Source organism: Kitasatospora cineracea (assembly GCF_003751605.1).
GTDB lineage: Bacteria > Actinomycetota > Actinomycetes > Streptomycetales > Streptomycetaceae > Kitasatospora > Kitasatospora cineracea.
In genome coordinates, this window is the sequence record NZ_RJVJ01000001.1 from 1,749,417 (window position 1) to 1,774,239 (window position 24,823).

25 protein-coding genes and 1 pseudogene are annotated in these 24,823 nt (G+C 70.1%); 8 read left to right on the forward strand and 18 right to left on the reverse strand.

What is annotated here, in order from left to right:
• Window positions 1-31: 31 nt before the first annotated feature.
• Both EDD39_RS07965 and EDD39_RS07970 read right to left on the reverse strand, forming a co-directional pair.
• Window positions 32-1,486 (reverse strand): DEAD/DEAH box helicase, encoded by a 1,455-nt coding sequence (locus EDD39_RS07965; RefSeq protein WP_425269742.1) that lies wholly within the window; start codon window positions 1,484-1,486, stop codon window positions 32-34.
• 6 nt (window positions 1,487-1,492) lie between these two features.
• A complete protein-coding gene (locus EDD39_RS07970; protein WP_030916923.1) occupies window positions 1,493-1,696 on the reverse strand; it encodes a cold-shock protein in 204 nt (67 codons plus the stop codon).
• 452 nt (window positions 1,697-2,148) lie between these two features.
• Here EDD39_RS07970 and EDD39_RS07975 point away from each other — a divergent pair, with 452 nt between their 5' ends.
• On the forward strand, window positions 2,149-2,370 hold the full coding sequence (locus tag EDD39_RS07975) for a hypothetical protein (RefSeq protein WP_030464383.1): 222 nt from the start codon (window positions 2,149-2,151) through the stop codon (window positions 2,368-2,370).
• A gap of 175 nt (window positions 2,371-2,545) precedes the next feature.
• On the opposite strand, the gene EDD39_RS07980 is transcribed toward EDD39_RS07975, so the two are convergent.
• On the reverse strand, window positions 2,546-2,953 hold the full coding sequence (locus EDD39_RS07980) for a hypothetical protein (RefSeq protein ID WP_123554333.1): 408 nt from the start codon (window positions 2,951-2,953) through the stop codon (window positions 2,546-2,548).
• A gap of 217 nt (window positions 2,954-3,170) precedes the next feature.
• Here EDD39_RS07980 and EDD39_RS07985 point away from each other — a divergent pair, with 217 nt between their 5' ends.
• Complete coding sequence (locus EDD39_RS07985; protein WP_123554335.1) at window positions 3,171-5,051, forward strand: galactose oxidase early set domain-containing protein; 1,881 nt, start codon at window positions 3,171-3,173, stop codon at window positions 5,049-5,051.
• 97 nt (window positions 5,052-5,148) lie between these two features.
• Window positions 5,149-7,521 (forward strand): Dyp-type peroxidase, encoded by a 2,373-nt coding sequence (locus EDD39_RS07990; protein ID WP_123554337.1) that lies wholly within the window; start codon window positions 5,149-5,151, stop codon window positions 7,519-7,521.
• 277 nt (window positions 7,522-7,798) lie between these two features.
• Here EDD39_RS07990 and EDD39_RS07995 read toward each other — a convergent pair whose 3' ends face one another.
• The 4 genes from EDD39_RS07995 to EDD39_RS08010 all read right to left on the reverse strand — a co-directional run bounded on the left by EDD39_RS07995 (window position 7,799) and on the right by EDD39_RS08010 (window position 12,263).
• A complete protein-coding gene (locus EDD39_RS07995; RefSeq protein WP_244256640.1) occupies window positions 7,799-10,240 on the reverse strand; it encodes a helicase C-terminal domain-containing protein in 2,442 nt (813 codons plus the stop codon).
• 486 nt (window positions 10,241-10,726) lie between these two features.
• A complete protein-coding gene (locus EDD39_RS08000; protein ID WP_123554339.1) occupies window positions 10,727-11,395 on the reverse strand; it encodes a hypothetical protein in 669 nt (222 codons plus the stop codon).
• A gap of 170 nt (window positions 11,396-11,565) precedes the next feature.
• Complete coding sequence (locus EDD39_RS08005) at window positions 11,566-11,988, reverse strand: PIN domain-containing protein (RefSeq protein WP_123554341.1); 423 nt, start codon at window positions 11,986-11,988, stop codon at window positions 11,566-11,568.
• Window positions 11,985-12,263 carry a CopG family transcriptional regulator gene (locus EDD39_RS08010; RefSeq protein WP_123554343.1) on the reverse strand — a complete coding sequence of 93 codons (279 nt, stop codon included), beginning with the start codon at window positions 12,261-12,263 and terminating at the stop codon, window positions 11,985-11,987. The genes EDD39_RS08005 and EDD39_RS08010 overlap by 4 nt, the downstream gene beginning before the upstream one ends.
• Window positions 12,264-12,787: 524 nt before the next feature.
• On the opposite strand from EDD39_RS08010, the gene EDD39_RS08015 reads away from it, so the two are divergent.
• The 3 genes from EDD39_RS08015 (at window position 12,788) to EDD39_RS08025 (ending at window position 14,876) form a co-directional block, all read left to right on the forward strand.
• Window positions 12,788-13,930 carry a PP2C family protein-serine/threonine phosphatase gene (locus EDD39_RS08015; RefSeq protein ID WP_123560243.1) on the forward strand — a complete coding sequence of 381 codons (1,143 nt, stop codon included), beginning with the start codon at window positions 12,788-12,790 and terminating at the stop codon, window positions 13,928-13,930.
• Window positions 13,931-14,083: 153 nt separating this feature from the next.
• On the forward strand, window positions 14,084-14,575 hold the full coding sequence (locus EDD39_RS08020) for a DUF5994 family protein (protein WP_123554345.1): 492 nt from the start codon (window positions 14,084-14,086) through the stop codon (window positions 14,573-14,575).
• Window positions 14,576-14,624: 49 nt separating this feature from the next.
• Window positions 14,625-14,876: a hypothetical protein gene (locus EDD39_RS08025; protein WP_123554347.1), complete on the forward strand. Its 252-nt coding sequence runs from the start codon at window positions 14,625-14,627 to the stop codon at window positions 14,874-14,876.
• Window positions 14,877-14,921: 45 nt separating this feature from the next.
• Here EDD39_RS08025 and EDD39_RS38915 read toward each other — a convergent pair whose 3' ends face one another.
• The 3 genes from EDD39_RS38915 to EDD39_RS08035 form a co-directional block, all read right to left on the reverse strand.
• A complete protein-coding gene (locus tag EDD39_RS38915) occupies window positions 14,922-15,515 on the reverse strand; it encodes a DUF5994 family protein (protein ID WP_244256642.1) in 594 nt (197 codons plus the stop codon).
• 145 nt (window positions 15,516-15,660) lie between these two features.
• A complete protein-coding gene (locus EDD39_RS39415; protein WP_162869972.1) occupies window positions 15,661-15,828 on the reverse strand; it encodes a hypothetical protein in 168 nt (55 codons plus the stop codon).
• A gap of 12 nt (window positions 15,829-15,840) precedes the next feature.
• Window positions 15,841-16,215 (reverse strand): PRC-barrel domain-containing protein, encoded by a 375-nt coding sequence (locus EDD39_RS08035; RefSeq protein ID WP_123554351.1) that lies wholly within the window; start codon window positions 16,213-16,215, stop codon window positions 15,841-15,843.
• A gap of 123 nt (window positions 16,216-16,338) precedes the next feature.
• On the opposite strand from EDD39_RS08035, the gene EDD39_RS08040 reads away from it, so the two are divergent.
• Complete coding sequence (locus EDD39_RS08040) at window positions 16,339-16,593, forward strand: hypothetical protein (protein ID WP_123554353.1); 255 nt, start codon at window positions 16,339-16,341, stop codon at window positions 16,591-16,593.
• A 39-nt stretch (window positions 16,594-16,632) separates the two neighbouring features.
• On the opposite strand, the gene EDD39_RS40720 is transcribed toward EDD39_RS08040, so the two are convergent.
• The 8 genes and pseudogenes from EDD39_RS40720 to EDD39_RS08080 all read right to left on the reverse strand — a co-directional run bounded on the left by EDD39_RS40720 (window position 16,633) and on the right by EDD39_RS08080 (window position 24,143).
• Window positions 16,633-17,211, reverse strand: a complete 579-nt coding sequence (locus EDD39_RS40720; protein WP_244256644.1) for a DUF5994 family protein — start codon at window positions 17,209-17,211, stop codon at window positions 16,633-16,635.
• Between the two features lie 205 nt (window positions 17,212-17,416).
• Window positions 17,417-17,524: pseudogene (locus tag EDD39_RS42665) on the reverse strand (transposase); the annotation flags it as partial.
• A 409-nt stretch (window positions 17,525-17,933) separates the two neighbouring features.
• Complete coding sequence (locus EDD39_RS08055; protein ID WP_123554355.1) at window positions 17,934-18,923, reverse strand: helix-turn-helix domain-containing protein; 990 nt, start codon at window positions 18,921-18,923, stop codon at window positions 17,934-17,936.
• Window positions 18,924-18,925: 2 nt separating this feature from the next.
• Window positions 18,926-19,141 (reverse strand): hypothetical protein, encoded by a 216-nt coding sequence (locus tag EDD39_RS08060; protein WP_123554357.1) that lies wholly within the window; start codon window positions 19,139-19,141, stop codon window positions 18,926-18,928.
• 803 nt (window positions 19,142-19,944) lie between these two features.
• Window positions 19,945-20,753 (reverse strand): IS5 family transposase gene (locus EDD39_RS08065; protein ID WP_162869973.1). Its coding sequence is split into 2 segments (ribosomal slippage): window positions 19,945-20,414 and window positions 20,414-20,753, totalling 810 coding nucleotides; the frame shifts between segments, so codons are not numbered across the junction.
• Window positions 20,754-20,838: 85 nt separating this feature from the next.
• A complete protein-coding gene (locus tag EDD39_RS08070; protein ID WP_123554359.1) occupies window positions 20,839-21,981 on the reverse strand; it encodes a hypothetical protein in 1,143 nt (380 codons plus the stop codon).
• A gap of 389 nt (window positions 21,982-22,370) precedes the next feature.
• Window positions 22,371-23,171 (reverse strand): hypothetical protein, encoded by an 801-nt coding sequence (locus tag EDD39_RS08075; protein ID WP_148089409.1) that lies wholly within the window; start codon window positions 23,169-23,171, stop codon window positions 22,371-22,373.
• 21 nt (window positions 23,172-23,192) lie between these two features.
• The gene (locus tag EDD39_RS08080; RefSeq protein ID WP_148089410.1) at window positions 23,193-24,143 is read right to left on the reverse strand and encodes a hypothetical protein; all 951 of its coding nucleotides are present in this window, start codon (window positions 24,141-24,143) and stop codon (window positions 23,193-23,195) included.
• A 98-nt stretch (window positions 24,144-24,241) separates the two neighbouring features.
• Here EDD39_RS08080 and EDD39_RS08085 point away from each other — a divergent pair, with 98 nt between their 5' ends.
• Entirely contained in the window at window positions 24,242-24,814 is a 573-nt protein-coding gene (locus EDD39_RS08085) for a GNAT family N-acetyltransferase (protein WP_123554365.1), read from the forward strand.
• Window positions 24,815-24,823: the final 9 nt, after the last annotated feature.

The window sequence follows — 24,823 nt, forward strand, 5'->3', positions numbered from 1 at the left end:
TCGCGGTCCGGGCCTCCGGTCGGGGCGACGGCTAGCCGTGCTGGGCCCGGGACGCGCCGCCCGAGCCGCCGGCGGCCGACCGGCTGCGGGCGGGGGCGGGGCGGCGGGGCCGGCCGGCGGCGGACCGGTTGCGGCGGGGGCGCTCGACCACGGGGTCGGGGACGGTGACGGGCACGCCGGTGGGGACGCGGGCGCCGGTGATCCGGACGAGCTTCTCGTCGCCGGCCCGGACCTCGGTGCTGAGGGGGGTGACGCCGGCCGTGGCCATCATCCGGGCCGTCCGGCGGCGCTGGTGGGGGAGGACCAGGGTGACGACGGTGCCGGACTCGCCGGCCCGGGCGGTGCGGCCGCCGCGGTGCAGGTAGTCCTTGTGGTCGGTGGGCGGGTCCAGGTTGACGACCAGGTCGAGGCCGTCGACGTGGATGCCGCGGGCGGCGACGTCGGTGGCGACGAGCGCGGCGACCTCGCCGCTGCGGAACTGCTCCAGGGTGCGGGTACGCTGCGGCTGGGACTTGTCCCCGTGCAGGGCCGCGGCCTTCACACCGCTCGCCAGCAGCGTCTCGACCAGGCGGTCCGCGCCGTTCTTGGTGTCGGTGAACATGATCACCCGGCCGTCGCGGGCGGCGATGTGGGCGATCGTGGCGTCCTTGTCGGCGTTCCGGACGTGCAGCACGTGGTGCTCCATCGTGCCGACCGCCCCCGCGGACGGGTCCACCGAGTGGGTGACCGGGTCCTTCAGGAAACGCCGCACCAGGCCGTCGACCTTGCGGTCGAGGGTGGCGGAGAACAGCAGCGTCTGGCCGCCCCCGGGGACCTGTTCGAGGAACGCGGTGACCTCGGGCAGGAAGCCCATGTCGGCCATCCGGTCGGCCTCGTCGAGGACGGTGACGGCGACCCGGTCCAGGCGGCAGAGCCTGCGCTCGACCAGGTCCTTCAGCCGGCCGGGCGTGGCCACCACGATCTCCGCGCCGCGGTTCAGCACCTGCGCCTGGCGGCGGACCGGCACCCCGCCGACCACGGTGGCCATCCGCAGCCGCGCCGCGTGGGCGTACGGGGTGAGGACCTCGGCGACCTGCTGCGCGAGCTCACGGGTGGGGACCAGGACCAGCGCGACCGGGCAGCGCGGCTCGGCCTGCTGCCCGGCGGTGCGGGCCAGCACGGCGAGGCCGAACGCGAGCGTCTTGCCGGAGCCGGTGCGGCCCCGCCCCAGCACGTCCCGGCCGACCAGCGAGCTCGGCAGCGTCGCGGCCTGGATCGGGAAGGGGGTGGTGAGGCCCCGGCGCGCCAGGATCGTCAGCAGTTCTCCCGGCAGGTCCAGTTCCTCGAAGGAAGTGACGGCGGGCAGGCTCATGCGGGAGGCCCCTCTCGGACGGCGGCACGGAAGCGGCACGGAAGCGGCACGGGGGCGGTGGAAAAGCCGAGGGGCCCGCACCGGGCACCAGGTGCGCGGCGCGGGCCCCTCGCTGCCAGGCGGTTGCCGTGGCAGTGGGAACTACAGCGGGCGAATGTTCTCCGCCTGCGGGCCCTTCTGGCCCTGCGTGACGTCGAACTCGACCTTCTGGCCCTCGAGCAGCTCGCGGAAGCCGCTGGCGTTGATGTTCGAGTAGTGGGCGAACACGTCCGGGCCGCCACCCTCCTGCTCGATGAAGCCGAAGCCCTTTTCCGCGTTGAACCACTTCACGGTGCCGTTAGCCATGTAAAAAAATCTCCTTCAAGGCACTTTCCGGGACCCGCACGTTACGGGAGCCGAGTCACTGCGATGAGTACCCGTCCGGAGAATGTCCGGAAAACAGAAATACGCCCGCGATACATCAGCAGGCGCACACAAAGTTCATGGGAACCACTACTGCAACTCCTTCGACTGTAGCAGCCCCGGGCCCGTAGCGGGGGGACATTTTTCCCCGGTTCCGGAGCGGGTCCCCCCCGCCGGGGGCGGGCCGGGGCCGCCCCCGCCCGCCAACACCCGGACCGGTCGGGACGGTTGGCCCGGTCGGTGGGGGCGCGCGCGGCGCTCCACCCGCCCCGCGGCGTCCCCCGGCCCGGACCCCCGCCGGGAGTGCCGTTCGACACACCCGGCATTTCGGGCATCCAGAATTCGCCCCGTCAGAAAGGGGCGCCGCCCGCGCTCCACGGCGCATACTGGCTTGGATGAAAAAGCCTGAAGCAGTCCGCCGACACCTGCCCACCAGCCCCTTCAAGGCCAAGGCCGAAGCCCCGCGCAAGCACTTCGCCGTCGGCGACCGCGTCACCCACGACGCCTACGGCCTCGGCCGGGTCGTCGCCGTCGAGGGCGACACCGCAGTCCTGGTCGACTTCGGCTCCCACCAGGAGCGCATCGCCGAGCCCTACCGCGGAATGTTCAACCTCTGACCGCCCTGAACCCCCTCCCGACCCGCCACCGGCGGCTCATCCGCAGAAGCGCCAACGACGAAGGCCCGGACCGCAGTTGCGGTCCGGGCCTTCGAGCGTGGCGGAGGGTGCGGGACCCGAACCCGTGAGGGCCCGTCCCGCAGCCCCGCCGCCGCCCCCGGGCCGGCGGGGAGCGTCAGCCGCCGAGGCTGACGTTGTTCTCGCCGTCGGTGCACACGATGCGGATGGTGAGGTCCGCGGGCCTCGGCTCGCCCTTCGCGCCCTCCGGCGGGCAGTCGTTCCTGCGCACGGTGACGATCCAGCCGGTGGCCTCGTCGTTGGGGCGGCTCTCCAGCACGTCGGTCGGCCACCGGTCGAGCTGCCGGTTCTCGCCGGGGGTGATGCTGAACCCGCCGCCGTAGACGCTCTCGTCCGCGGGGCAGAGCAGCTCGTGCGGTTTCCCGTCGGCGCCGCCCGGGATGGTGGGGCCGGTCACCGCCTGTGGCGCGAGGAGGCTCGTGGTCGCTGCCGCGCTGCCGCCCGTGGCGGCGAGGACGGCGGCTCCCGCGGCGAGGGCCGTGGCGATCCTGGTCTTGCTGGACACGTGTCACTCCTGGGGTCCGGTGGGGGTGTGCGGACATTCCAGCACGGGGGTGACGGGCCGTCAGGTCGACACGCACGGTGACGTGCCGTCGGCGGTCGATCTTGGGAATGCTGGAGTGTCTGCAAACGAACCACTACTCAGGGTGCTCTACTGGCGGCGAACCGCTGTCCCCCGTGTGGCTGCCCCGCAGCCTCGACCAGCACGCCGTGAGGACCCCATGACGCACAGAAGACCGAGGGCAGTACTGGCGGCCGCCGCCGTCACCGCCGCCCTGGCGACCACCACGATCCTGACCGCCCCCGCTCCGGCGGCCTCCGCCACGACCGACCCCTTCGCGGGGAACCGCGGGCTGCGCATCACCGGCGAGCAGCTGCAGGCCGAGGTCCGCGCCGCCGAAGTGGCCGCGTTCGGACGCCCGGCCGCCGAGTCGATGGCCCGGGACCGGATCGGCCTGCGGGCCGTCCAGACCGGCTATCCGCAGACCACCCGCACCAACCGGTTCACCATGCTGACCAGGACGCAGGGGGAGTTCAACAGCACCTTCGACCCCGCGAAGTCCGGGCAGTTCAAGCAGTACATCCCCTCTCCCGAGTTCGCCGACCACGTCGCGCTGCTGCCCACCGGCAAGGTGCTGATGTTCTCCTTCGAGTCCGTCGAGGACAACCCGCAGAAGGAGACCGCGCCCACCGACGTCATCGGCAGGCAGAACGCCGGCCGCGCCTACCTCTGGACGCCGCCCGCGAACGACACCGACCCGGGCGAGTTCAAGGCCGTCCCGCCCCCGGTCGTCGACATGCCGGACGGCCTGGACGAGCCGCGCCCCGCGCCGTTCTTCTGCGCCGGGCACTCCTACCTGCCCAACGGCATGGTCGGCGTCTTCGGCGGCAACCTCGGCGGCAACGGCGGCACCGGAGCCAAGCTGGCCCTGGTCTTCGACCCGTGGACCGAGACCTGGCACCGGGAGCAGGACATGTCGGTCGGCCGCTGGTACCCGAGCGTGGTCACCGGGGCCGACGGCCGGCAGACCATCATGTCCGGCCAGTCCGAGCTCGGCTTCGGCACCCCGACCCCGGTGATCGAACGCTTCCCGGCCAAGGGCACCGACGTCCCCCACGCCAGGTCGGCGGCGCCCGACAACGTCGCGCTGGACCGGTGGAAGGCGGACGCCCCGTACCGGATGGACTACCCGCACCTGTTCTCGCTCAGGGACGGCAGGATCTACGGCTTCGGCCGCAGCTCCGACCAGCAGTTCGTCTTCGACCCGGCGAACGAGACCCGCAGCCCGCTGCCCAACCGGCCCGACGGCTTCCCCCGCCTGTACGGATCGGCCGTCGCCCTGCCCAACGGCACCGCCGGCCCGGACTCGGTGCTCGTCCTCGGCGGCAACTACAAGGACCCCGACACCTTCAAGTTCTCGGGCGGCCGGTGGACCAAGGACAAGCCGCGCAACCTCGGCCGCGCCCAGGACGACACGCTGATCTTCCCCGACGGCAACCTGTTCACCGTCAACGGAGCCGTCGGCATCCGCGACTACGGCCTCGGTGACTACAACCCGAACGTCCCCGACGACCGGTTCCGCCAGGTCGAACTGCGGGACGCCGACGGCAACTGGACCCTCGGCCCGAAGCAGCGGCTGCCGCGCGGCTACCACTCCAACGCGGTCGTCCTGCCCGACGGCCGGATCATGGTCACCGGGGACGAGCTCCAGCAGATCGCCAACAACCCGGACATCAAGTCCGGCAACAACGGCACCATCGAGATCTACGAGCCGCCGTACCTGCACCAGGGCGGAAAACGCCCGGACATCAGGACCGTACCGACCCAACCGGTGGGTTACGGCAAGAAGTTCCGGGTCAACACCGACTCGCCGGACCAGGCCGCCCGCGCCGTCCTGCTCGCCCCCGTCACCTCCACGCACTCGGTCGACACCAGCCAGCGCCGCCTGGAGCTCAAGCTCGCCGGCGCCGGCAGCCAGCTCCTGCTCGACAGCCCGGCCTCGGCCGCCGACGCCCCTCCCGGCTGGTACATGCTCTTCCTGCTCAACGACGCCGGGGTGCCCAGCGTGGCCAAGTGGATCCAGCTGAGCCCGAACGCCTGACCCCACCCCCGACACCCCGGGTGGCCGGGCCCGCGACCGGCGGGCCCGCGACGGGCACCCGGGGCCCCATCAGACGGAGCCGACGAACGGATCCCCCATGGCCGACCTGAGCCTGCGTCAAGACACCGAGATCCAGGGCGACATCGTCGCCGGGTTCAAGAAAGACCACATGACACTCCTGCTCCTCCAGTTCGGTGACGCCCAGGCGGCCCGGAGCTGGCTGGAGAAGATCACCCCCCGGATCGCCACCACCAAGGCGGTCGCCGGGTTCAACGAGGACTACAGCCAGGCCCGCCAGGCGTCCGGCGGCGACGACCCGGCGACGCTCCGGGCCACCTGGCTGGGCCTCAGCTTCACCTACCCGGGCCTGCAGTTCCTCACCGGGCAGCCGGACCTGCTGAAGGACCGGGCCCGGACCGGCGACACGCTGCAGGCGTTCATCCAGGGCCCGGCCGACCCCGGACGGTCGATGGTGCTCGGCGACACCGACGACAACGACCCGAAGCACTGGGTGTTCGGCTGCGCCACCAAGCCCACCGTCCACGCGGTGCTGACCGTCGCCTCCGACACCGAGAACGGCCTCGCCGGGGCGCTGGAGGAGCAGAAGGCCGCCGCCAGCCAGGCCGGTGCGGTCGTCGTCTACGAGCAGAAGGGCGCCGCCCTGCCCGGCGAGAAGAAGGGCAAGGAGCACTTCGGCTTCAAGGACGGCGTCAGCGAGCCGGAGGTCGAGGGCTTCGACGAACCGGACCCCGACAGGTTCACCGGCGAGGGCCCCGACAAGGTCTTCTACTCGAAGAAGCACCCCGGCACCCGGATCCTCCCGGCCGGCGAGTTCGTCGTCGGCAAGAAGCTCACCGCGGCGCACAACCGGGCCACCGCCGCGGTCGAGACCGTCCCCGACTGGATGCACGACGGCTCCTTCCAGGTGGTGCGCCGCCTGGAGCAGGACGTCGCCGGCTGGTGGGCGCAGGTGGACGCCCAACTGCGGCGCCTGAAGGACCTCAAGGCCGTACCGGAGGACACCACGCGGGACTGGTTCGCCGCCCGGCTGGTGGGCCGCTGGCGCGACGGCTCCCCGGTGTGCAAGCACCCCGACCGGCCCGGTGGCACGGCCGCCGGATCGGACAACGACTTCAAGTACCTGGGCGACCCGGACGACCCGGACGGCCTGATCACCCCGCTCTTCTCCCACCTGCGCAAGACCAACCCCCGGGCCGGGCTGGTCGCCGGCACCCCGGTCGACGAGTCGTTCATCGACGCCCGCCGGATCATCCGCCGCGGCGCTCCCTACGGACAGCCCTTCGACCCCACGAGCAGCGACGAGCTGAACGGCCCCGACGCCGAGCGCGGCCTGCTCTTCGTCTGCTACCAGTCCGACCTGGTCGCCCAGTTCGAGTTCATCCAGGTCAACTGGATCAACGACCCCGACTTCCCGCCCGGCCGCAAGCCCGAGCCCGGCCCCGACCCGCTGGTCAGCGGCCAGCTCGCCACCGTGAACGACGGCCGGACCAGCTGGGAGGGCACCTCCCCGGCGGGCGAGCGGCAGACCACCGTGCTGGACTTCCGGCCGTTCGTCCACACCCGCGGCGCGCTCTACTGCTTCACCCCCTCCATCACCACGCTGCGCCGGCTCGCCCAGGGCCGCCTCACCGGCGAACTCGAGGAGGAGACCGGCCACCGGCCCGTGGCGCAGGACCTGCCGGTGGACTGCGTCCTGCCACTGCCCGACGCGCCGGGCCGCTACTGGACGTTCCAGCAGGGCACGATCCGCCTGATCGGCACCGGCGACACCGAGGTCCGCCGGCTCACCACCGGAACGGTCGACGACCGCACCGGGGTCGTCGTCAAGGACGTGGGACCGTACTCGTCCTGGCCCGCCCTGAAGGGCGTCACCCGGATCGACACCGTCCTGCCGGTCTTCGACGAGCAGCGGGTCGACGGGAAGAGCGCGTACTGGGTCTTCCACACCGTGGGCGGCAACCAGTTCTACCGCTACGTCACGATCGGGGCCGCCGAGCCCTACGCCAGCCGACTGGAGGCCGACGACCAGCCGGTGAGCAGGTGGAGGTCGTTCGGCGGAGCCACCCCCGTCACCCACGTCGACGCCTTCCTGCCGGTGCCCGACCAGCGGCCGGCCGGCGACGGCTCGTTCTGGTACTGGATGTTCCACAACACCCCGGTGGGCCAGCGCTACCGGCTGATCTCCATCGGCCGCTCCGGCAACGCCCACCCCGACCGCCTCCAGCGGGACGACCGGCAGCTCAGCCAGTGGCGCTCCCTCGAGGGCGTCACCAGGGTCGACGCCTTCCTCCCCGTCCCCGGCAAGGACGACCCCGGCGGCGGCCAGCACTGGTACTGGGCGTTCCACCAGGACAAGTACCGAGTGATCATGGTCGACCACGGCGGCAACCACCAGGACGACCTCCTGCGGGAGGACCGCCCGACCGCAGTCTGGTGCCGCAAGCCGTAACCCCCCGACCAGCCACGGCCACAGCACCCCGAAGGCCCGGACCGCAGCCGCGGTCCGGGCCTTCGCGCGAGGCGGAGGAGACGAGCCTCGAACTCGTGAGGGATCGCCCCCAACGCGCCTTCCGATTCTCCCGGACGCTGCCCGCCAGGGTTCACACCCGTCCTGACCTGCGGTGTAGGGGCCAGCTGGGCGGCGGCCGAACCCGGTTGGACGGGGCGAACGAGACCAGAACCGAGACCGGCCGTTCCGCCGCCCGCGGCGCTGCCCCGGTCCCGGGCTACGCGGGCATCACGCCGTGGATGCGGGAAATGGTGAACATGCGCTCGTCATCCCGGAGGTGGCACCAGGCGTGGAGGTAGGGGGCATCGAGTTCGAGGCGGCTGAGGGTGCGGACGGTCGTGCTGCCCGAGGTGGCGACGTACTCGATGGTGATCGACCGCCCTTCGTCCACGGCATGGGCCAGCTGGCGGGCGTCGGTGAAGGAGAGGTTGCGTGCGGTTTCGGCGATGATCTCCTCGGTGTCGCTCGCGTACGGGCGGCCGTCGTACGGGTCGGGCTTCGCGAGGTCCTGCGGGGCGTCCCGGAGCCGGCGGGCGAGGGCGTGCAGGTCGACGGCCGTCCCCACGTCCGCCGTGCGGGCGTCCGTCCGCTGCGCGCGGGTCCTGCCACCGGGACGACGAGGGGGCGGGACCGGGCTCGCCGCGCGGTGGCGTCGGGCCCGTTCGATCCGGACGGATCCGTCGGGCTCCTCCGCGACCGGGGCGTAACCCGCGGCGCGCAGCGCGGCGAGGGTCTTGTCCGCCGCGGTCCGGCTGATCAGCACCGTCGGTGCCAGCTGTCGCAGGCCGAGATGCACGAGCCCCCGATGGGCGGCCAGTTCGGCCAGCAGGGCGGGCTCCTGGCCGTGGATCACGCAGGCCGCGGAGACGACCCGTACCCGGCCGTGGCTGCGCGCGGTGTCGTGGATCAGGTACGAGAGCGGTTGGGGAAGCGGCTCGACGGCGACGGCGGCCAGGTCGGTCGTGAGGGCGTCCGCGGTGCGGCCGGCGTCGAGGGCGCGGCGGACGCTACCCGGGCTGAACCGCCACACGGACGCCGCACCGGCAGCCTCCCGGTCCGCGACGGAGTCCAGCAGCTCGAAGAGGTGCGCCGACGGCGTACCGGCGACCACGGCCGTGAGGTCGCTGCCGAAGCGGGCGGTCCCGCTGGCGGCGGGCAGCAGACGCCGGCAGGCGTCGGCCAGCGCTTCGGCGTCGTCGGCGAGCAGGGCGGCCCCGAGCGGGGACACGGCCCCGAGGGCGAGTGCGCCGAGCAGTTCCGCCTCTGTGACCAGGGTGGCGAACGGCGTGGCGTCCTGGGGGAGTTCGTCGGCGAGCGGACGCAGCCACACCAGCAGCGCCCCGAGGTCCGCCGACGCTGCCGCGCCTTCGCCGGCCGGGAGCCGCGACGCGGCCGCGAGCAGCCCGTGCCGGGCCTGGACGCAGCCCTCGCAGGGCGGTGCCCCGGCGAGGGCCGGCAGCGCCTTCCCGTCCTCGTCGCGGCTCCCGCCGGGGGCCAGCGGGAGTGCCCACCAGGCCCGGAGCAGCACCGCGAACTGGTCGGCGGGTTCCTTCCCGGCCCAGGTGTCGTAGGCCGCGGTCGCCGTGACCCGGTCGCCGTCCCGGGCCAGCAGCCCGGCCGCGCTCGCCGCCTCCAGCACGAGGCGCACCGGGATCTCGTCGCACTGCGCCGCCCTGCCGATCCGGGACAGCTCGCGGGCGCCGATCCCGCCGGCCTTGAGCCGGGCCGGTGGGGCGGCGGCGCACACCCCCAGGACGGACACGGCGTGGGCGGCGAACGCCATGGAAGCGGCCGCGGCTTCCCGTTCGACGTCCGAGCCGGTGACGGGGACGGAGCGCACCTCGGGCGGGACGGGTGTGAACGGGGCGTGCCAGTCGGAGCCGCGCAGGGCGAGCGCCACCTCCGCGGGCATCCGGGCGGGCCCGTAGCGGTGCCGGTCCCGGACCAGCAGCCCTCGCTCGACCGCCCACTGCTCGCCGGGCCCGGCGTCGGCCTGCGGCGTACCGAACAGGACGAAGCCCGGCCGCTCCGGAGCTTGTCGTGCGCGTCGATCGAGCAGTTCACGGGTGGCCGTGGGCGCCTTGGCCACCAACGCGGCGACCCGAGCCGGATCGCCGTGCTGCTCGACCAGTGCTGCCAGCCGCTGCGCTTTCCGGTTGGCCGCAGGTTTGACGCCGAGCTTCGCCAGCATCCGGCCCAACTCGTCGGAGCTAGAGCCCGCGAGCAGTTGCCCGAGCGGTGCGTCGAGCCCCAGGGGCGAGGCCCACGCGTTCCGCAGAGGTGCCGCCAGGTGGAGCCGGCCGTCGCCGTCCGGCCACACCAGGGCGCAGTCCATCAACGCCTGCAGCGTGAAGGCGAATCCGCGGGCGCGTTCACCGTCCGACGCCCCCAGCAGGAATGCCAGTTCGTCCAGCGACGCAACCGTCAGCGCGGCGAGGGCCTCCGCCAACTGCAGGCACGGCAGCGCGAGCCGGGGCAGGACCAGCGCCACTGACGCCGGGCGCTGAAGACGGTCCGCCAGCTCACCGACCGACTGCGGCTCCGGAGCCGACACGGTGTCAGGGCGCGCCGCCAGGACCCGCTCCAACTCGGCAGCATCGAGGCCGCGCAGCCACGAGGCCAGTGCCGATCCGCTCTTCTTACCGATGGGACACCTCACCGCGCAGGAGGACGCCAACGCCCTGCCGAAGCCGTCCGGGGACACCAGGATGGCGTACCGGCGGGAGGCGGGAACGCCGAAGGCCCGGACCGCAGGTGCGGCCCGGGCCTTCGAGCAGGCGGAGGGTGCGGGATTCGAACCCGTGAGGGGTCGCCCCGAACGCGCTTTCCAATTCTCCCGAACGGTGTCCACTGGCGTTCAAATCCGTCCTGGCCTGCAGCGGAGTGGTTCGCCAGGTAGGGGCTGAACCCAGCTGGACCGGGACGAATGAGACCAAAACTGAGACCACGGTGCAGCACAGCAGATGATGAAGTGTCTGCCCTCCGGTTTCGCCGTCGCAGGGCCACCATCGCGCGCACAGCGGTGATTGCATGTTCTGTGCCGACGCAGTTCGGCGTCCGCCATGGCATCGGTCGAAATGGCGTAGCTGAGACGGCTGGGTGCGCGGGCTGAGCGGAACGGGAAGCCGGTCGGTTGCCCGCCGTTCTACTTGCGGCCTGGCGTCCACTTCATGCCGAGCCGGTACGCCCGGGAAATCACGTCCTGGATTCCCGGGCCGTCCTTCGGGGTGAACCACCTGACCTCGCGTCCGACGACGAGTTCGCCCTTCTGCCGCTTGATCAGGGCGATCGCGCAAGCGTGCGCCTGCGGTGGGCACTCGTCGAGGCGCACCTCGAACTGGTCACCGCGGTCGGAGGTGAGGGTCACCACCGCGTCGAGGCCGCGGAAGTCCCCGGAGCCCTCGTAGATGTAGACGAAGAGCAGCAGTTTGGAGAACCCGGCCTGGTGATCCAGGTTGATCACGAGGTTCTCGCCGGTGGTTCGGGCGCCGGTCCGGTCGTCCGCGTCGAGCGCGACGTACGGAAAGCGGTCCGCCGAGCCGAACGAGTTGCCCAGTGCCTGGACGACGGTCTTGCGGCCGTCGCTGAACCTGATCATGCACCCGAGATCGAGGTCCACGTCCTTGACCGCCGCGGCCTGCAACGAGGCCCGCATCCTCCGGAGGATGCCGCGCGCCTCTCCGGCCTTCTGTCGGGCGGCGGCCTGGGCCGACGTCCAGTTCAGGTTGACCCGGATGAGACCGGACCTCACGCCGTGCTTGTCCAGGGAGACGGTGGGGGACGCCTTCGTCAGGACTACCGGGGTGGAGACCATGTGGGCGGCACGCTCCTGGGGGGATCGAGGTGAAGCAGGTGTAGCCGACATCGAAGTCCCGGCCTGGGTCCTCGGGACGGATGTTCGCTGATCCGTGATCGCCTCGACACCGGATTGCCGTCCGTGGAGCTGAGCGAAGCACGGGGCCGCAACCAAGTGGGGCCGGACGGTCAGACCTTTATCACCACGACGTGGTCCGGCAGCAGTCTCTCCAGGTCCTCCGGGTCGGAGGTGAAGACCGTCACCTGGCCGCGCTGCCGCAGTGCCACCACCGCGAGCACGGCGTCGATCGCGTACTTGTGCCCGTGCAGGCCGGCGTCCGCCAGCAGCCGACGTGCCTGTCGGGCCTCGTCCTTGCCGAGTTCGGCGACGTTCACCCGAGAGAGCACCCAGTCCCAGCGCTGTTCCGTGGTGCGTGCGTCGTACGCCTCGACCAGGGTCATCGGCGAGGTGACGACCTCCGCCTCGCCGCGGGCGGCGAGGTCGAGTCGGGCGATCATCATCCGGTCGCCGCGCACCGCGAGCGAGAGGGCTTCGCTGTCCAGCACGAAGACGCGCCGCCGCCGGACTTCCTCGGCGGGCTTCTTCTTCACGCGGCTGCCCCGCTGCTCTTGCTGCGGGCCGCGCGCCGCCGGTCGTACTCCGCGTCGAGGCCGTCCAGTTCCGCGTATGCGGCAGCCCGTTCGTCACTGCTGACCGGCCCGTGTTCCTCTTCCAGCCACACGACCAGTTCCTGCAGGCGATCGCGGTCGCGCTTGGCCCGGAGGGCGTCGGCGACGTAGGCGGAGAGGCCACGATCGGCACTGTCCGCGCGGATCTCGTCCAGCAGGTCCTCGGGGAGGGTAATGGTGACCTTCTTGGATGCCATGCAAGCCACCATACTCGCCATACCTCGGGGCGGCGTGGCTTCTTGCCAAATGCCGAAGGCCCGGACCGCAGTTGCGGTCCGGGCCTTCGATCAGGCGGAGGATACGAGATTCGAACTCGTGAGGGGTTGCCCCCAACACGCTTTCCAATTCTCCCGAACGGTGTCCGTCGGCGTTCACACTGGTTCTGACCTGCGGCGAAGTGTCTGGTTGAGCGCCGGTTGAACGCGGCCGTACGGGGGTGAATGAGACCAGAACTGAGACCAGGGTCGGCAGTCTCCGCAGCGCATCGGGGTCGTGCCCACAGCCTGCGGGCCGATTTCTCGGCGCGTCGCCCCGCGGGGAGGGGCGTAACCGGGGGCGGAATGCGTCGCCGTCGGGCGTAATGGAAGGACTGGCCCGGTGAACCGCACTGGAGTGCCGGGGTTGATCGCGCCCGTGCCGACTCGTACGGGACAGGAAGGATCCGTCAGTGGTCAGAGACGGCGAGCGGCGTCCGGACCGGTCGGAGGGGTTCGGCGAACACATGCTGGGCGCGCTGCTCGACCAGGCCCACGAGCTTCCGCCCCAGCTGATCGCTCCGTTGGTCGCCGACGCGGTGCGTGGGTTCGGCGGTCGTGACCCGGTGCTCCTGCTGCAGGACTACGGGCAGCTGATGCTGGTGCCGCTGTCCGGCCGGGGGCCGGCCGCCGGGGACCCGGTGCCGATCGACGGCTCGCCCGCTGGTGCGGCCTTTCTGCGTGGCGTCTCCGTCGAGGTGCCGCAGGGTGACGGGGTGCGGGTGTACCTGCCATTGCTGGACGGCGGGGACGAGGTGGGAGTGCTGGCACTCACGCTGGACGACGTCGATGGCGACGACCGGCGGCTCCTGCGGCGCTTCGCCTCCCTGGTCGCGGATCTGCTGGTCACCAAGAGTGGCTACACCGACCGGATCTTCCAGGCCCGGCGCCTCCAGCCGATGAGCGTGGCCGCGGAGATCCAGTGGTCACTGCTGCCTCCGCTGGCGATGACCACCCCGCAGGTTGCCGTGGCCGGCATCCTCGAACCCGCCTACCACGTGGCTGGCGACAGCTTCGACTACGCGCTCAACGACGACCATCTGCACGTGGCCACGATCGACGCCATGGGCCACGGGCTTGACGCCGCTACCATGGCGACCGTCGCCATCGGCGCGTACCGGCACGCCCGACGCGCCGACATCGGGCTCGCCGAGATCTACGCGTTCATGGACCGGGCCATCGCCGAGCAGTTCGGGCCGGACCACTTCGTCACCGCGCAGATGATGCGCCTGAACACCGTTACCGGCCACCTGCAGTGGGTCAACGCAGGCCATCCCAAGCCGCTGCTGATCCGCGACCACGTCGTCGTCGAGCGGCTGGAGAGCGTCACCACCCTGCCGGTCGGGTTCGGCGGCGAGGAGCCGGTGATCAGCGAGCGGGTGCTGCGGCACGGTGACCGGGTCCTGTGCTTCACCGACGGCCTGGTCGAGGAGCGCGAGGCCGGCGGGGAGCAGTTCGGGGAGGAACAGCTCATCGCCTGGGTCAACCGCGTCGAGCGCTCGCAGACCGGGGTGCGGGCCGTGGTGCGCGCGCTCTCCCACGTCCTGAAGGAGAAGCGGGGCGGACGGACGAGCGACGATGCCACCCTGTTCCTGATCGAGTGGCGCTGAGAGCGGCACCCGCCGTGGCTCTCACGGCCGACCGGGTCGGTCAGGTGCGGGCGGAGTACCGTGGGATATCGGAGCGGCCCGAGCTGTCGCTCCCCGCGAGGCCCGGCCCGCATCGGGTGTTCCCGGTCCCTCGGAGCGGACAGGTGGCGAGCTATGTCGGACGAAGCCAGTGATTCCCGCTACGGGTTTCTGCCGGAGCGGTTCCGGCAGGCCGCGAAGCCGGGGACGGTAGCGTTGCGACTGGAGACCACCCGGTCACGCGAAGGCGTGCTCGACGGTGCGTGGTGGCCGCGTTCACGGGACATCAGCACCGAACTTCCCGACCTGGTCCACGCGTTGACCGGGCATCTCGGGCCCATTGCGAGCGTCGGTCTGGACGCGGGCGCCTGGGACGACGTCCCGGCCAGCCTGATGGTCGACGGCCGGTCGGTGCACATCGACCGCTACCCGGTCGGCGACGACACCGTGATCGTCACACGGGGCGACCGTGACCACTTCAGCCTGCTCGTCGTCCCCCCGCACGCGAGCCAGGAAGCGGCCCTGGCCTCCATGGCACGCGCGGTCAGGGCCGGTGGCAGCGATTCGGCACGGCAGATCCTCGTCGACACCGGCGTCAGCTCCGGCCACCCGGCCGAAACGTCCTGAGGGGCAGGCCCGTGAGCCGGTCACCCCGGGCAGGCAGGAAAGGCGGCACGTGAAGATGTCCGGCTACGTGAAACTCTCGGCCGAGGCCCGGTCGCCGGCGGAGCCGTCGAGTGGGCCGTTGGACCTGCAGTACGAGGATGGCGCGGATGGCGTCACCTTCGAGTACGACCTGCACCCCAGCGGGGCGCTCCGTGCCCTGCGGGTCTTCGAGGACACCCCGCACCGGATCGAGGCGTGCTTCAGTCCCGGAGCGTGGCTCCAGGTCGCGGGCACCTACCTGCGAAGCGGCTCCGAGTACTGACGGCGATCCGCCAGGAGCGCAAGAGCGAAGGATCGGGCGGCGGCGTCACCGGTGATCGGCGTCACCGGTGGTCGGTCGGGGGCCACCAGTGTCGGAGCGCCCGGGCGAGGACGACGGCCCGCCCCACCGGGCGGAGCCCCAGGCCGAGACCGAGGGGTCGCGTACCGGCCAGACGATCCCCCGCCGGTCGGGCATCTTCGCCGACGGCTCGTCGGCGAGCAGTTCGCTCGCGGTACTGGTGTTCGCGGGATCGGCGGCCTCGGCCATGAGCCGGGCGGCAGCGAGGGCTCCCGTCCGAGGCGGGACGACCAGCAGAGTCAGCCGGTGGGGAAGGTGCGAGCGGACCGAGATCGTGTGCCTGTCCTGCACGGCGGTGAACCAGCCCACGTGGACGGTGTGGCCCGCGACCGGGATCCGCCGGGGGACGGTCAACCACTGGGCGGGGTTCACGGTGATTCTGGCGACCCGACCCCACCGCGTGTCCAATTCGGCGGCCAGGGCGGGGAGTTCGAGAGGAAGGTCGTGCGATCGGGGCCACCAGGCCCCGTCCAGCCGTCCGGCTCGCGGGCCGTCCGGTGCCAGGGAGAACCGCAAGGCGGGTTCGGGAGTGGCAAGCGTCGCGCCGTCGATCACGGTCATGATCAAGGACCTGTCTCCGAACCTGGCCGGTGTCAAGTCCGGGATCTCCGTTCGCCGGAGACGACGCCAGTGTCCGGTGCCGGCATGCGAGGTGCCTTCGGTGATGTCCAGGCTACTCCCGGTCCGGCCCGGACCCGGCACGGACTCAGCGGTTCACGGGCCGGCCCCCGCGCCGGAACCGGACGGCGGAGATTATCAGCGCGACGATCAGTACGGCGATGCCGATGAACAGCAGGTACTTCAGGCCCTCGGCGACGACACCGACCAGTCCGAGCACGATCGCCACGATGACGAGCAACAGCACCAGTGCCATCGTCGGCCTCCTTCATGGTCCGGACGGCTCCTGGCGGAGGGCCAGGCGGCGCTCCCCGCCCGTGCCCGGTGCGTAGGTCAGTCCGTAGTGGGCGAAGACAGCCGCCTCGTCCTCGGCGGGGAGTTCGCCGTCGGTGTCGATGCCCGGGGCGTGTTTCACCCGGCTCTCGGGCAGGGGGACCTTCGGGCAGCCGGGACCTACCGTTGGGTCGGACAGCGGGACGAACACCAGGCGGCGGCGGGTGGGCAGGACGACCGTGACCGTGGCGAAGGACGGCTGATCGGTCGCGGTGTCCACGTGGACGGACTCCAGCGTGCCGATCTTGTGCCCGCCGGCGTCGACCACGTCATGGCCGCGCCACTCCCGGATGCCGCCTGCCTCGAACACTGGCCACCTCCTCCGCTCCTGGTTTCATCGTGGCACCGGAGCCGCCGGCCGACATGCCCGGTCGCACTCCGCCCGCCCGCCTCGTACGGTCGTGTCAGGGCAGGAGCGTGGTCACAGGAGGGCATGATGCGGCGCTACCGGTGGATTCTGGAGACCCAGGACGACGACGGCCGCTGGTCCCGGCAGGACGACACGACGATGCCGAATCCGCTGGAGTACGACGGTCCGCCGCAGCGGGCGGCCAACCACCTCCGGGACGTGTTCGTTCGCACCCTCTCCCGACCCGCGCCGGGCCCTCGGGCAGTCAGGGTCCGGCTCTGGGAAGGGGCCGGTGCCGACGGCGAACCCCAGGCCGAGACCGAGTGGTCACGCGAGTGAGACAGTCCGGCCCCGACCCGGGCGGCTCCCGCCGGCCCCCTACGCGGATGCCGGCCAGGAGGCGGCCCGGCTCCGGGCGAGATCGGCTCGCCGGTCGGCCTCGCCAAGCCCGGTGGAGGGGGTGGCGGCCGACGGCAGGAAATCGGAACCGATGTCAGGCCCGGTCGCACCGGCGCTCGGCTCCGCGGTGAGCAGCTCGCTCGCGGTCCTGGTGTTCGCGGGATCGGCGGCCTCGGCCATCAGCCGGGCGGCCTCGACGGCATCCGTCTGGGGCGGGACGACCAGCAGGTTCAGCCGACGCGGTGTGTAGGAACACACCATGATCATGTGCGGGTCCTGTTCGATGGTGAACCACCCTGCGTGGACGATGTGTCCAGTGACCGGGATCCGCCGGGGGATGACGGGCCACTGCGCGGGGTTCACAGTGATCCGGGTGATCCGGCCCCACCGCTCGTCGATCTCGGCGGCCAGGGTGGGGAGTTCGAGAAGAAGATCGCGTGAGCGCGGCCACCAGGCTCCGTCCAGACGGCCGGGCCGCACGCCGCTGGGCGCAAGGGAGAGCCGTGCCGTGGAATCCGTGGCGGTGGACGTCGTCGCACGATCGAGGGTCGTGGTCATGATCAAAGACCTGTCCCCGGGCCCGGCCGAGAGGTCGGGTCCGGCATTGCCGTTCGCCGCAGACGACGCCAATATCCGGTACCGGCATGCGAAGTGCCTTCGGTAATCTCCAGGCTACTCCCTGTTCGACCGGGCCCGGCACGGTCGCGGTGGTCGATCTGGTGCCCGGCACCTTCGGGCGGACACCCCGCAGCGGCGAGGGTGTCGACCCGGCACACCCGTGGCCCAGGACCTCGCGTCGGCCCTCGTTGTCGACGCCGACGGCGACGAGGCAGTGGACGTTGATGACCCGGGTGCCCTCGCGGATCTTCTGGCCTTGGCGACGGTCCGGTACACGGGGCGGTACCGCCGCGTTCTCCTGTCGACCTTCCGCTGGTCCGGTGGGCCGCCGCAACCGCGACCACGGAACGGCGAAGGCCCCGACCGCTGAGCGGTCGGGGCCTTCGTGAAGGCGGAGGATACGAGATTCGAACTCGTGAGGGGTTGCCCCCAACACGCTTTCCAATTCTCCTCAGCGCCGTCCGCCGGGGCTCGCTCCCGTCCTGACCTGCGCCGGAGCGAACCGCTGGGCGGCGGCTGAACCTGGCCGGACGGGGGTGAACGAGACCAGAGCTGAGACCAGGTCCCACCCTTCAGAGTTCATCCCGGGCTAGGCCCTCTCTTTCAGATCTTGCGGGACAGGCACGTGGGGTTGGGCACCCAGTGAGATCCGACCAGGGAACCTAGCCAATCGACTTCCCAGGCGGGCGGATCACGTGCCGCGCGCAGTACTCACACGTGCCGATGCCGGGGCGCAACTGGTCCAAGGTGACCTTCAACGGCCTGCGGCAGGAGGCGCAGTGGCCCAGCCACATTCGGCCTGGGCCGGGGAAGCGCGTCGCAGGTACGAAGTGGCTCTCCGCGGCGTAGGCGACGGCGGCCTCCTCTGCGAACTGGAGCAGCGCCCGTACGCCCGGCACCCGGCTCGGCACGGGCGCAGCGCCGGCCTCAAGATGCACCGGGCGGTAGGAAGGCGTGATCACCTCCCTCCGAATCTCCCACGCCCTGTCGTCCCCGGTGAAAGCCCTTGCCGGGTCGGCTCCCAAACCCGGCTTCGTCCTGGTGGCGCGGCACCAGACCGCGCGCCACCGCTCGATGTCTTTCTCCCCCGCCCCGAGTGCCACCAAGCAGCCCCTGAGTGTGGGCCAGGTCGGAACCGCCTTGCCATCAAGAAATGCCTGGCATGCGCTGCGTCCCAGCCGGTACCCTGCGCGCCGTGCGGCGGTCTCCATCGCGCGGTACGTCGGCTGGCCGTGCCGTGCGCGCAACATCCGCACCGCTTCGGCTAGTTCGTGGGGCTGGGTGATCAGGTAGAGCGGCCGATCCGCGGCGTGGGCTCGGGCCGGGGCCCGCTGGCTGCCTGTGGATCGGGCCCGGTAGACCGGGGTCTGATTGGCGGCGGCCTTCTCCCATAGGGTGCGGATGCGCTTCGGCGGAGCTCCCACTGCCTCGCCGATCGCCAGGGTCGCAGGCCAGCCCACTAGTGTTTCGCCGGCCAGCGCCCGGTTCACGGAGGCCAGCGAGCAGCCGGGTACGCCCGTCAGGGCCATCGCCACCGCGCGCTGGCTCATCCCACGCGCCTGCCGGGCCCGGTTGAGTTCCTCGGCCAGCCGCCGAACATGCCCCTTCCCCCGGAGCTTCCGATCGGTACCGGGAGCGTCTTTCCCCGTCATGCTCACCGGCCCCGGTGTCGGGCGTCGGCCAGTTCGCGGACCAGCAGGACGGCGATCAAGCCGCCCATCCCCAGTACCGTGCCAATCACCCTCAGCGGCAGGCCAGCCATGGCCAGCACTGCGGTCGCGCCCATCACGGACGCCACCACCCCGGCAGTCGCGTTCGAGAGCGCGCCTTGCTGTTCCGGGCTGCGGCCGCCCGTCTTCATCCGACTCATAGAGAGTCCTCACTCGTCCCGTGCCCGGGCCGGGACCTCCGCCTCGACCCGGGCCGCCTGTCCTGATGCCACGTCATACCCGCCACTACATAGTGGAGTCCGGCGGGTTGCACCCCGGCCGGGTCCGCGGGCTGCCCCGATGATGCACTCCCTGCAGGGTGTCCCACCACTCGCGAATCACGGTGTTCCACGATGTCCGGCGTCCCATCCGCAACCGGCTCCCCGGGTTGGGCCGCCGTCCGGCCTCTGCCCCAGCTCACCGCGTCGCCGCCGCGGCGGAATTCTTGTCCGGCCTCTCCTTGTCCGGCAGTCGCCTCGCATCGCCAGACCGGGCCGGTCTACAGTTCGCGCTGACCGGGAGGCGGCCGACACGGACACCGCCACCCACCCGGCGGCCGCCCCGGCCGATGCCACGTCACAGGGGATTCGGCGGTTCTCCGTTGCACCGGAGAACCGCCGACCTGCCTCCCGCGGTCCATGGTCGGCGTGCGCATGGGCGGGCCAGATTCGTCACTGTCCGGGCCGCAGGCCAGACCTCGTACACCCTCGCCAGCCGCTGTCCTGCCACTCGAACCCGGACGCCGCACGGCACCCGGGTTCTCAACCACCCCTTTCGTTCCGAGCGGGGCTTAGGGCCTGACTTCTCACGTAGGCGAGGACGGTGGTGTCGTTCCGTCGCCGATGTTGGCGGCCGACTTGGTGCCGTCTGCTGCCATCGGGCCAGTGCTGGCACTCGTACCGGGCGGTGAGCGCGTCGGCCTGGCGATGCTGGAGCAGTGGGTCGTCACTGCTTACTGATCATTTCAAAATGAGGTTCGGAGCTTTCGTAGGCAGATGATGCTGCAGGCGAGTTGGAGCAGGCCGAGGTGGAGGTCGGCGCGTATCTCGTAGCGGATCCGTAGGCGCTTGAACTGATGCAGCCAGGCGAAGGTCCGCTCGACCACCCAACGCGTTTTGCCGAGTCCAGAACCGTGGGCGACGCCGCGGCGGGCGATCTTCGGCGTGATGCCCCTGCGGCGAAGGATGCGGCGGTACTTGTCGTAGTCGTAGCCGCGGTCGGCGAACAGCCGGCGAGGGCGCCTGCGGGGTCTGCCGCGCAGGCCCCGCACCGGCGGGATCGCGCCCAGCAGCGGCAGCAACTGCGTGACGTCGTGTCGGTTTCCGCCGGTCAGTGCGACGGCGAGCGGGGTGCCGTGCCGGTCGACGATCAGGTGGTGCTTGCTGCCCGGCCGGCCCCGGTCGACCGGCGAAGGTCCGGTGTGAGCCCCCCTTTGAGGGCCCTGACGTGCGAGCCGTCGATCGCGCAGTCGTCCATCTCCAGCAGGCCTGCCGACCGCAGCTCGGCGAGCAGGAGCTCGTGTAGGCGCGGCCACACGCCGGCCTCGGTCCAGTCCCGCAGGCGCCGCCAGGCCGTGATCCCACTGCAGCCGGTCCGCTCCGCGGGTACGTCCTGCCAGCTCACGCTCTTGCACAGCACGTAGACAATCCCGCGCAGGGCGGCACGGTCGTCCGCGGGCAGCCGGCCGGGGTGGCGGTGGCGCCGCGGCGGGCGAGGCGGCAGCAGCGGGGCCACCCGCTCCCACAGGTCATCAGGCACAAGATCATCCGCCACGTGCAGCACTCTGCCGTCCGGCCACCTCAACTGCCAAGCCCCTGAGCCGAACTCATTTTGAAATGATCAGTTAGAACTGCGAGGCTTATGGGGTGGCTGTCCGCTCATAGCCGTCCGCCGCATTACGGAATCGCTCCAGCATCTGCTGGGCGTACTCGCGGGCTCCGCTTCCCTCGAAGATCCGGGTCTGCGAGGCAAACGGGGACATCCGATCCCAGGTGCTCAGAACCCTTCCGTCGTCGAGAAGTTCGTGGCGCGTGAAGCCTGGCAGTGCGTCAGGATGGAGCGTGTTCTTAGCCCACGGGTTGTGAAGCACATGCCAGCCCTCGCTGAAGGACTCGACCTTCTCTGAACTGTCGCCTCCGACCAGGTACCCGAACAGTTGCGGGTGGATGGCGTTCGGGTCAGGGTCGGGCATGGTGCCGATACGGATCATTGCGATGTCGTCCGGCCCGTAGCCCAGCTCTGTGCCGATGCGGTTGAACTTGGACACAGTCGCGCTGTTGGAGAAGATTAACGCCGCCAGATATGCAGATTCCGGAAGGCCGAAGAGGCCGCTCGGAATCGTCTTGCCCATGTGCTCATGCTCGGTGACCGGCTCTGCGGAGAGATTGAGAGTCCCGTCGGTGTCGAAGATGGGCACGTCACGTCGGCCATACAGGTAAGTGGCTAGGGGGCCAATGGCGTGGAACAGAGAACTCGCGCTATGGAAGGACTCAAGAGCGATGACGAATGGCAGGCCTGCGATGTGAGGCTGCTCCCAGTAGGCGAGGCCTTCCTTGTCACGCTTGAGGAGTTTGCGGCGGAGGGCTTTGCCGGCTTGAAAAACGAACTCTTGCTCCGCGCTCGGCAGGTCGTTCGGGACGAGCCGCAGCGCACCCACGGTGGGATCGACGTCGTCAGGGTCCTGACCCTCAGGTGGGTTGGTGGTGGTGGCCTCGATGGCGACCGGGTATGAGCCGCGCGCAACGAAGTCCGGAGCGGCGTTCGTGCGGTCCAGCTCATGCCCTTGCTCGCGGAGAGCTGCGAAAAGCGCCAGTTCGAACACCCTCGCCGAGAAGCCTCCGGTCTGGAACTCCTTGACGAAGCTGTGGTCCACGTCATGGAACTCGGTGAAGACCTCGTCCATCAGGCGTCGGGCGGCCGTGAAGGCGTTGTTGGTCTGAACATCTGTGAACCGTCGGCTGGCACGTCCTTGCGGGACCACAAGATCAAACAGGCTCTTCATGCTGATACTCTCCTCCGTCGGCGTGGGTTCCACTACCTCTTTTGGCAATCCCACCGTGTGGAGCGGATCTCTTAAGAGGAGAGCCAGCCGCTGGCCTACTGCAACCACGACACGACGAAGGCCCCGACCGCTGAGCGGTCGGGGCCTTCGTTATGGCTGTTCAGTCACGGCGGAGGATGCGAGATCCGAACTCGTGAGGGATTGCCACCAATGCACTTTCCAAATGTTCGTCCGGCTGTCCGGGGGGGGGGGTTGCCGTAGGGGTCCTGACCTGCGGGGGAGCAGGCCACCGGCCGAGCTCTGAACGGTGCCGGACAGGGGTGAATGCAACCAGAACTGCAACCATGGCAGGCTATGGGTCCGACGTACCGCGCGGTCAATGAACCGCGTCAACGGTCGCCGATCGCTCCGGCAACCAGCAGCGAGTAGCCGAGGTAGAAGTGGCTCAGTTGCGTCATGACGGAGAGGAAGTTCAGAGTCTGCCACTTGCGCTGGAAGTCATCATCGGCGATCTCCTGGAACGCCTCGGCCTGACGGTCCCAGTGGATCAAGTCCCCGTACTGGAAGAGGGACAGGACCTCTTGCGGCTTGACGTCCTCGCCTGGCACAGGAAGATTCGGGTGTGCGCCCAGTAGTTCGAGTGCGCGCCGATCCGCCATCGCCGTGAGCAAGTGGGCGTTCAGCTGGCCGTGGGCGCGGTTCCAGAGTCGTTGGATCTCCAGCCGTTGATCGCGGTGCTCATCGTGATGCCGATGCGCTATCTGGCCGATGACCTTTCGTACCTGGCTGTAGCTTGCTGGCTCCTGGGTGCTCGCCATCTGGCGGAAGAGGACGGTGGTCCCTCGGATGGCTTCCTTTGCCGGAAAGTCGGCGATCACCAACTCGGCGCCGTCATTCACATTGATGGAGACCCCGCTGTTGTGACTGAGGACGGTGGACTCCGACAACTCCTGGCACGTGTGGATGTATCGGCGCAGGATCCGAATCTCGGCGGCAGAGATGACTGGGAGCTTCGCGAACGCTGCGGGGTTGGGCAGATCGAAGACGAGTCGAAACAGTTGCCACCAGTGCGCGTAGCCCTGTGGATTTGGGCTTCGATCGGCATACGGTGGTGCGAATCGAAGAGGTTGAGGTAGGGCTGTCGCCCGTGGTTCAACGGCTTGCACGTGCACTACGTCGTCCTTGGCCACGGGATGATTGTGGCAGAGACGCTAGAAGCTCTCGTAGAACCACCGCAGACCGCCCGAGTTGAGACGGGTGAACATGTCTCCGGAGGCCAACGGTCCATCGTCGATCGTCTCCGTGAGGTCTTCGACCTTGCAGCGCACGGTGGCGGCAAGACCGACGATCGCGATTTCCTCGGCGCCCGTGAGTCGGAAGCCGCACAGGCTGCACAGCAGCCCGTCCGTCGTGAGCTCCATCTCGTACAGGAGCGTCGTCTCCGGCTCCGCGCTCAGGAACAGTGCCGCGGCCTCGATGTTGCAGGCCGGGCACCTGGTTAGCATCCGAAAACGGGCCTGCGCGGTGTTCACGTCGATGATCACCAGCCCGGCTTCGCCGATCGCCTTGGCGACGCTTTCGACGGTTCCTTCCGGCATCGACCCGAACCGGGCTTCGAGTCTGAACCGGGCTTGGCTCATCCGCAGGTGCACACCCTTCTGCGCAAGGTCGAACCTGCTGTCGAGCGTCACTTGAACGAGGCCAGACCATGATCCCCAAAACTCCGTGCGGTCGTGGCCGACATGGTCGAGTAGCCGACAGATCGTGTCCACAAAGATGCCCAGGTAGTCGTCTGCGCTGCTGGCTCCAAGGTGAGCGACGCCGTTCCGTAGCTCGATAAGGCCGTCCAGCTCCTCGGACCTCGAAAGCACGCCCATCTTCCGCAGTCGAGCGATTGCGGTGCTGGCCCCGATCGTGTGCAGCCGGCGCGGTGGGGTGGTCGTGGCTCCGGCGAAGTGCAGCAGCATGTCGTCGCTGCCCTTCACCTCTGACAGCAACGTCGGGTGTACTTGCACCAAGGCGGCCTTCGCCAGCCGCTCGACGCTCACGCCCGCTTCTAGAAGGAAGACATCCATCTGCCCTTCTGCGTGGGCACCCAGGGCGAGATGAGCGAAGTCCTTTGCCCCGAGGAACAACTGCTCGAACGTGACCGTCGATGCCATGACACGGACGTTACCGGTGTCGATGCAGACACCGCATAGCTTTTCTACTTGCTCGGAGCCCACCGCGGAGAGCATTCGAGGTCAACAGGCGGAAGGTGATGAGCGGACCGAGACTGGTTTACGTGACCGCGCGATCTACAAGCACGACGGCGTCTGGAGAGGGTCCCTCCAGCGACGTCGTACGGCGCTTCTCCGAGTTGGATTCCACCGCAGATCTGACCCGATTGCTACATCGTGCCTATGCTGACCACGCTGCGGCTGGCCGGATGTTCTTCGCCGCCTACCAGTCAGAGCAGGACACTGCCTACCGCCTGAGCACGGGCGAGTGCTGGGTTGCATTCCAGGACGATGAGCTGGTGGGCACAGTCACGGTGGCGGCTCCTTACAGGGCCCCGCAGGGCTACCCAGCTCCCGCTGGTGCGGGATCGTTCTGTCAGCTCGCAGTGGACCCGGAGCGGCGCGGAACTGGTCTCGGCCAGCGACTCTTGATGCTTGCGGAGAGCAGGATTGCTGCTCTCGGGTCTGATCAGGTGGTCATTGACACCTCGGCTCAGGCGATGGACCTGGTCGCCTGGTATCGCCGACGCGGATACGTGGCCATCGGCACTTGGCGGTGGGATGTGACCAACTACGAAAGCGTTGTTCTTGCGAAGGACCTGTCTGTCTGCTGACCGTCGGAC